This window comes from Sphaerisporangium aureirubrum, from assembly GCF_042658925.1.
GTDB classification, from domain to species: domain Bacteria; phylum Actinomycetota; class Actinomycetes; order Streptosporangiales; family Streptosporangiaceae; genus Sphaerisporangium; species Sphaerisporangium aureirubrum.
Genome location: NZ_JBHSRF010000148.1, coordinates 1 through 9,009, shown reverse-complemented (window position 1 = coordinate 9,009; position 9,009 = coordinate 1). Strand labels below are relative to the sequence as shown.

The window sequence follows — 9,009 nt, the reverse complement described above, 5'->3', positions numbered from 1 at the left end:
CCCTTAGCCGCCTCATAAGCCCCCACCAAGTCCCCCACCAAAACCCGAAGCGAAACCCCATCCACCACAAGGTGATGCGCCACCACCAAAACCCGCCCAACAACCCCCACCCCCCCGTCAAACCAAACAACCTGCACCATCACCCCACCCACCGAATCAATCCTCCCCGCAGCCGCCTCCGCCCCAGCCGCGATAATCCCCGCGACATCGCAATCCACATCGGCCACGTCAGTCGAATCGGACACGGCCACGTCGGCCACATCGGCCGCACCGGCCACGTCGGCCACGTCGGCCACGTCGGCCGCACCAGCCACGTCGGCCGCACCAGCCACGTCGGCCGCACCAGCCACGTCGGCCGCACCGGCCGCACCGGCCGCGAGGCCGTCGGCCGCGGCCGGCGCCCCGGCAGCGGCGGTCACCAACTCAACGCGGGTAACGGAGGACGTCGCACGTAGACCGGCTTCGGCCGGGGGGACGATCAGGGCGCCGGGGGGGACGGTGAGGTCCAGGCGGGCGCGGAGGATGGGGTGGTGGTCCAGGAGGGTTTGGACGGCGGTGATCAGGTGGGGGAATTCCAGGTCGGCGGGGGCCTCCAGCAGGATGGACTGGGTGAGGACGCCGGTCAGGGCGATCTGGCCCGCGCGGGCGGCCAGGTCGCGCATGACCGGGGTCAGCGGGATTCGGCCTACGCCGTCGTCGAAGGTGGGGGCAACGGTGGTGACGGGCTCGGCCAGGTGGGCGAGAGCGGCGGGAGTGCGCTGCTCGAACACCTGCCGAGCACTGATCACCAGACCGGCCCGCCGGGCACGGGCCACGACCAGCATGGACATGATCGAGTCGCCACCGAGGTCGAAGAAGGACTCATCGGCCCCGACGTGGTCGAGGTTCAGCACTTCGGCGAACAGGTCGCAGAACACGGCTTCCACGGGGGTGGCCGGGGCACGTCCGTCCTGTCCGCCGAACCGCGGAGCGGGCAGCGCGGCACGGTCGAGCTTGCCGTTGACGGTCACCGGCAACGCGTCCAAAACCAGCACAGCCGACGGAACCATGTACTCAGGCAACCGCTCAGCGGCGAAGCCCCGCAGAACCTCGCCGTCCACGACGGCGCCAGAGGGCACGACGTAGGCGATCAGGCGCTTGACGCCGGGCTGGTCCTGCCGGGCGACCACCGCGACCTGCCCCACCCCCGGATGCCCCGCCAGCACCGTCTCGATCTCCCCAGGCTCCACCCGGAACCCACGAATCTTCACCTGATCATCGGCCCGCCCCGCGAACATCAACTCCCCGAACGACGTCCACCGCGCCAAATCCCCAGTGCGGTACATCCGCCCACCCAGCCCGAACGGACACGCCACGAACCGCTCAGCCGTCAGCCCGGCCCGCCCGTCATACCCCCGGGCCAGACCGGACCCAGCGACGTACAGCTCCCCGACAACTCCAGGCGGTACCGGACGCAGGAATTCATCCAGCACATAGGTACGGGTGTTCTCCCGAGGCCCACCGATCGGCAGCACCGACGGCGCTTCACCACCGGGCTCCACCACGAACGTGGTCGCACACAACGTCACCTCGGTCGGCCCGTACAAATGCCGCACCCGCACGCCGGGGCAGGCGTCCAGCACCTTGCCCACCGACCCCGCCGGAACCACATCCCCACCGGTCAACACCTCGGTAAGCCGCCGCAACGACCCCGGCGACTCCTCAGCCAACACCCCGAACAACCCAGCCGTCACATGCACGAACGACAACTCATGCGCCTCGATCAACCCACCCAGCGTCGCCGCGTCCACCACCCCCGCAGGCGCCACCACAACCGTCCCGCCACGCACCAACGGCACCCACAACTCATACGTCGAGGCATCAAAGGCATGCGGAGCATGCATCAACACCCGATCCCCCACACCCACCGACCAGCCACCATCACTCACCAGACCGGCCACCCCACCATGAGTGGCGACGATCCCCTTCGGCACCCCGGTCGAGCCAGACGTGAACATCACATACACCGACGACCCGTCGAACACCGCCACCTCAGGAGCGGAATCCGGATAAGACGCCACCTCCGCAACCACCAGCGGGTCATCCCACAACACCGCCCCCGACACCACCTCAGCAGTACCGGCCTCCGCCACCACCAGATCCGGCCCCGCCCCCTCCAACATCAACGCAACCCGCTCAGCCGGATACGCCGGATCCACCGGCACATACACCGCCCCCGCCTTAACCACCCCCAACAGCAACACCACAAGATCCACCGACCGGTCCATCACCACACCGACCCGGCCCTCAGCCCCAACCCCACGGGAGAGCAGCCACCAAGCCACCCGATTAGCCCTCCGATCCAACTCCGCATACGTCAACCGCACCCCATCCCCCACCACAGCAAGCACGTCAGGAGTACGCCCCACCTGCGCCTCGACCAGCCCCCCCAACGACCCCTCGACCACCACCCGACCGGTGTCGTTCCACCCCTCGACAACCGCCCGCCGCTCCCCACCCGACAACACATCCAACCCAGCCACCAGAACCCGAGGATCCGCGGCCACCTGCGCGAAGACCCGATCCAGCCGCCCCGCCATCGCCCGCACGGCGGTCTCTTCGAACACGTCGGGCCGATAGTCCAGCCGCAGCTCCAGCCGCTCCCCGGGAAGAACCCCCAGCACCAGCGGATAATGCGCCGCGTCCTCCCCGTCCAGCCCGCTCACCGCGACCCCCTGAAGCCGCAGCGGCCCCTCAGGATCACGGGGATAGTTCTCGTACGCCAGCAGCGTGTCGAACGAGGCTCCAGCCCCACCGGCACGCTGGATCTCGGCGAGCCCGAGGTGCTGATGAGCGATCAGCTCCGACTGCCGCACCTGCAGGTCAGCCAGCAGTTCCGCGAACGGACGCCCAGGCTCCAGCACCACCCGCACCGGCACGGTGTTCATGAACAGCCCGAGCATCCGCTCCACCCCGGCCACCTCGGCGGGCCGGTTGGCCACCGTCGTGCCGAACACGACGTCGGTGCGCCCGGTGAGCGCCCCCACCAGAACGGCCCACACCCCTTGCACGACGGTGTTGAGCGTCAGCCCGTGCCCCCGCGCCAGATCCCGCAGCGCGGCGGCGATCCCGGCATCCGGCCGCCAGGTGATCGTCCGGGGGACCACAGGCGCGCCACCGGGATCAGCGGGCCCGACCAGGGTCGGCTCCGTCGCACCGTCCAGCGCCGCCCGCCACGCCTCCCGCGCGGCCCCCTTGTCCTGGCGTTCCAGCCACGCCAGGTAGTCGCGGTACGGCGTCACCGGCGCCAGCCCGGCCGCGTCACCACCGGCCCCGTAAATCGACGACAGCTCCCCGAACAGGACGGGCAGCGACCACCCGTCCATCACGATGTGATGCATCGTCACGACCATGCGATACCGGGACTCGCCCAGCTTGAGCACCAGCAGCCGCAGCGCCGGCGGCGCCGCGAGGTCGAACCGCGCCTGCTCCTGCCGGGTGACCCGCAGAGCTTCGGCGTCCGGCGACGGGAACCCCGACACGTCCGCCTCCCGCCAGGGCAGGACGACGTCCGAGAGGACGACCTGCACGGGACGGTCCATCCCGGCGAGCTGCCGGAACCCGGTCCTCAGGCTCGCGTGCCGATCGAGCAGTGCCTGCCACGACGCGCGCAGCACCACGGTGTCCAGCGGCCCGTCCAGGTCGACGAAGGTCTGCTCCACGTAGACGTCACGTTCCTGCTCGTCGTACCGGGAGTGAAAGAGCAGGCCCTCCTGGAGCGGCGACAGCGGCCACACGTCGGCGAGGCCGGGGTCGGCCGACTCCAGTTCCTCGATGTCGCCCTGGGTGAGGGCCAGCAGGGGGAAGTCGGACGGCGTCCGCCCGCCACCCCGGTGGGCGGCCAGGCCGGCGAGCATCGCCGACCAGGCGGAGGCCAGCTCGCCGAGGTCGTCCTCGCCGAACAGCCCGGCGGGGCAGACCAGGGACAGGGTGAGCTCCGGCCCGTCCGGCAGGTCGCGGACGAAACCGGCGGCCTCCAACGCGTGGGTGGCGGCCATGCGCGGGTCGGGCGTCACGGCGAGGACGGCGTCCCCGGCCGCCCGCCAGCCGCCCGCCTCGGCGGTGCCGAACCGGCCAAGGTAGTTGAAGCCGACCTGGGCGGCGGGCAGCCCGGCGAGCTCCGGGGCGGTGCGCGGGTTGAGGTAGCGCAGCAGCCCGTATCCGAGGCCGTCGCCCGGCACGGCGCGCAGCTGCTCCTTGACGAGCTTGACGAGGCGGCCCGCCTCGGCGGCGCCGTCCCTGACCCCGGTGTGGTCGAGGGTGCCAGGATCGAGCCGGACCGGGTGGGAGCCGGTGAACCAGCCCACCGTCCGGGTGAGGTCCATGTCCTCGGCCAGCGGCACCCGGCCGTGGCCCTCCACGTCCACCAGCACGCCGCCGGTGACGTCCTGCCCCTCGGCGCGCCGCCACTCGTCCAGCGCCGCGACCAGACCGGCCAGCAGCAGGTCGTCCACCCCCAGGTGGAACGCCGCCGGGACCCTGGTCAGCAGTTCCGCGGTGGCCAGCACCGGGACGCGGGCCGTCACCCGCCGCATCCCGCGGCCCTCCAGGTCGACGTCCGGGTCCAGGGCACGCCCCGCCACGACCGTCGCGGGCCCGTCCAGCAGCCGCCGCCACACCGCGAGCTCGTCCACCCTTCCGGGCGTCACGGCCTCACGCTCCAGCGCGTCGGCGAACCGCCGGAACGACGTCCCGCCTTCCAGCGCGGCCCCCCGGTACGCGGCCTCAAGGTCGGGAGCGAGCACCCGCCACGAGACCCCGTCCATCACCAGGTGGTGCGCCACCAGCAGTAGGCGCGCGGAGGCGGCGGTGCTGGTCTCCGGTGTGCCGGCGGCAGCCGGCTCCGCCGTACCGAGCGCCGCCGTTCCCGGCTCGCCGTCGAACCAGACGACCTGGACCATCGTCCCGGCCATGGGGTTGAGCCGGGCCACGGCGGCGGCGGTCTCCGTGGCGACGTCCGCGACCGCGGGCCGGACATGGTCGGCGGCCAGGGTGGCACCCTTGTCCGGGACGACGAGCCGCCCGCCGCTGAGCCTGGCCCGCAGGATGTCGTGGTGGTCCAGCACGGTCTGCACGGCGGTGGCCAGGCGTGCGGGGTCGAGCCCGCCGGGGACCTCCAGGAGCACGGACTGCGCGAGGGTGCCGGTCAGCGCCACCTCGCCCGCCTTCTCGGCGAGTTCGCGCATCGCGGGGGTCAGCGGCACGGGGCCCGTGCCGCCGTCATCGGTGGTCACCGTGGTGACGCCGGTCTCGGCGACGCGGGCGAGCGCGGCGGGGGTGCGCTGCTCGAAGACCTGCCGCGCGGTGACGACCAGCCCGGCACGGCGGGCCCGCGCCACCACGAGCATCGACATGATCGAGTCGCCGCCCAGCTCGAAGAACGAGTCGTCCACGCCGACCTCGTCCAGCCCCAGCACCTCGGCGAACAGCGCGCACAGCGCCTCCTCGGCCGGTGTCCGCGGCTCCCGCCCCCGCGTGGCCTCGTACACGGGCGCCGGCAGCAGCGCACGATCCAGCTTCCCGTTGACGGTCACCGGCAGCCGTTCCACCGTCACGAACGCCGCCGGAACCATGTAGTCCGGCAACGCTCCCGCCACCACCTCACGCAACACCTCGTCGTCCACACCCGGCACGCCGTCGCCCGCGGCTCGATGCCCCGCACCGTTCGCCCCGTGCACCGCCGAACCGTTGCCGGCGGCGGCGTCTTCGGCGGGGACGACGTAGGCGACCAGGCGCTTGACCCCGGGCTGGTCCTCGCGGGCGATCACCGCGACCTGGGCGACGCTCTCGTGCGCGGCCAGCACGGCCTCGATCTCGCCGGGCTCGATGCGGAAGCCGCGGATCTTCACCTGCTCGTCGGCGCGCCCGGCGAACACCAGCCGCCCGCCGGACGACCAGCGCACCAGGTCCCCGGTCCGGTACATCCGCCCGCCCAGCCCGAACGGGCAGGCGACGAACCGTTCGGCGGTCAGCCCGGCCCGGCCCGCGTACCCGCGCGCGAGGCCCGCCCCCGCCACGTACAGCTCCCCGACCACGCCGGGCGCGACGGGCCGCAGGCGGTCGTCCAGCACGTAGGCCATGGAGTTGTCCATGGGACGGCCGATCGGCACGTTCGCCGGGACGTCGTCCCCGGCCGTGAACGGCATCTGCGTGGTGAACGCGGTGGTCTCGGTCGGGCCGTAGGTCGTGCGCACCACCAGCTCCGGATGCGCCGCGAGCAGCGCGCGGATCGCGGACGCCGACACCACGTCCCCGCCCGTAGACACCTCCCGCACCCCGGCGAAGATCTCCGGCGCCTCCTCCGCCAGCACCCGGAACAGCCCCGCCGTCGCGTGCACGTTCGTCACCGCGTGCCGCCCGATCACAAGCCCCCGCTGGGCCGCGTCCGCGTCCCCCGGCGGCATGACCACCAGGCACCCGCCCCGGACCAGCGGCACCCACAGCTCGTAGGTCGAGGCGTCGAACGCGTGGTTGGCCTGCACCAGCACCCGCTCCGCCGCGTCCGCGCCCCAGCACCCGTCCAGCACGAAGGCCGCCACGTTGGCGTGCGTCACCGACACGCCCTTCGGCACCCCGGTCGACCCGGAGGTGTACATCACGTACGCCAGGTTGTCCGGCGAGAGCGGCACCTCCTGAGCCGCGTCCGGGGTCTCCCGGCCGCCGGTCAGCAGCGCGGACACCGGGACGGCGTCCAGTTCCGGCAGTTCCCGGTCGGCCAGCACCAGTGACACGCCGGCCTCGGCCGCCACCGCGCGGAGCCGGTCGACGGGGTGGTCCGCGTCCAGCGGCACGTACGCCGCACCCGCCTTCACCACACCCAGCAGCACCGCGACCAGTTCGGCGGACCGCGCCATGACGACGCCCACCCGGTCCTCGGCGCGCACGCCACGGCCGTGGAGCCGGCGCGCCACCCGGTCCGACCACGCGTCCAGCTCGGCGTACGTCAGCGACACGTCCCCGCTCACCACGGCGGCGGCGCCCGGGGTGCGTGCCGCCTGGGCCGCGAACAACCCGGGCAGCGTCACGTCCGCGATCGGCCGGAAGGTGTCGTTCCACTCCTCAAGGACCTGGCGCCGCTCGGCGTCGTCGAGGATGTCCAGGTCACCGGCCCGGACCCGCGGGTCGGCCGCCACCTGCTCCAGCACCCGGACGAGCCGGGCGGCGAGCGCCTCGGCCGTCGCGTCGTCGAACAGGTCGGTGGGGTAGCTCAGGTCGCCGGTGATCCCGTCCGGGGCGCCCCGCCCGTCCCGCCGCTCGGTGAGCGTGACGGACAGGTCGAAGCGGGCGGGCAGGGACTCGGCCTCCTCGGCCCGCACGGTCAGTCCCGGCAGTTCCCACCCGGCGGGCGGCGTGTTCTGCAGCACCAGCATGACCTGGAACAGCGGGTGCCGGGCCAGTGACCGCTCGGGGCTCAGCTCGTCCACGAGCCGCTCGAACGGCAGTTCCTGGTGCGCGTACGCGGCCAGGTCGGCGTCCTTGACCCGGGCCAGCAGCTCCGCGAACGTCGGGTCGCCGCTCACGTCGGTGCGCAGCACCAGCGTGTTCACGAAGAAGCCCGCGAGATCCTCCAGCGCCGAGTCCCCGCGCCCGGCGACCGCCGTGCCGATCGGGATGTCGGTTCCCGCTCCGAGGCGGGCGAGCGTCATCGCCACCGCCGCCTGCACGACCATGAAGAGCGTCACCGCCCCGCGCCGCGCGGCCTCCACCAGCCCCGCGTGCGTCCCCGGGTCCACCCGCACCGGCACGGTCCCACTGCGGAACGACGGCACCGCCGGCCGCTGCCGGTCCACCGGCAGCACGGTCTCCTCGGGCAGCCCCGCCAGCGCCTCCCGCCAGTACCCGAGCTGCTCACTGATCAAGCTCCCCGGATCCCCCGCGTCCCCCAGCATCTCCCGCTGCCACAACGCGTAGTCGGCGTACTGCACCGGCAACGCCGCCCACCCCGGCGCCACCCCCGCGGAGCGCGCCGCGTAGGCGACCCGCAGATCCCTGGCGAGCACCCCCATCGACCAGCCGTCCACCGCGATGTGATGCGCCACCAGCAACAACACGAACTCACCGGCGCCGGACGTGAACTCACCACCAGCACCGTCCCCGGCACGCGAGCCAGCGCCGTCCCCGGCGTCCGAGTCAGCCCCGGCGCCACGGCCGGCATCGGACAGCACCAGCAGCTCGGTCCGCCAGGGCAACTCCTTGGCCAGGTCGAAGCCCTCGCCCATGGCCGCCGCCACGACACCGGGCACCTCGTCCGAGGCGACCCGGCGCACCCGAAGCGGCGCCCCCTGCGCGCGGATCTCCTGCCGCGGCACCCCGCCGCTCTCCGGGAAAGCCGTCCGCAGGATCTCGTGCCGCCCCGCGACGTCCCCGAGCGCCGCCTCCAGCGCGGCGACGTCGAGCTCCCCGGAGATGTACAGGGCCAACGGCGCGTTGTACGCCGCCCCCGCCCCCGCCGCCTCCAGCCCGCTGAGGAACCACATCCGCTGCTGCCCGAACGACAACGGCAGAACCTCCGGCCGCTCCCGCGCCGTCACCCCACCCCGCAGCCCACGCCCCTGAACGTCCTCCACCAGCCGCGCCAGCCCCGCCGCCGACGGCGCCCCGAACAGATCCCTGATCCCGATCTCAGCCGTGAGCACCGCCCGGACCCGCACGATCAGCCGCATGGCCAGCAGCGAATCCCCCCCAAGCTCAAAAAAGGACTCATCCGCCCCCACCCACCCCACCCCCAGCACCTCAGCGAACAGCCCACAAACCACCTCCTCCATAGGCGTGCCAGCCCCCCGCCCCACCCCCCCACCGAACTCCGCCCCACCAATCTCCACCCCACCGAACTCCGCCCCACCCAGCCGCCCCTTGTCCACCTTCCCGTGAGCCGTCACCGGCAATGCCTCCACCACCACAACCCCCGGCACCATGTACTCCGGCACCCTCTCCCCCACAAACCCCCGCAACTCCAAAACATCCAGCTCA

General features: G+C 72.8%; 1 protein-coding gene. It reads right to left on the bottom strand.

The genetic code is table 11. From position 1 onward, the window contains the following. A partial coding sequence (locus ACFP1K_RS40440; RefSeq protein WP_380763779.1) for an amino acid adenylation domain-containing protein occupies positions 1-8,804 on the bottom strand: 8,804 nt, incomplete at its 3' end. Positions 8,805-9,009: the final 205 nt, after the last annotated feature.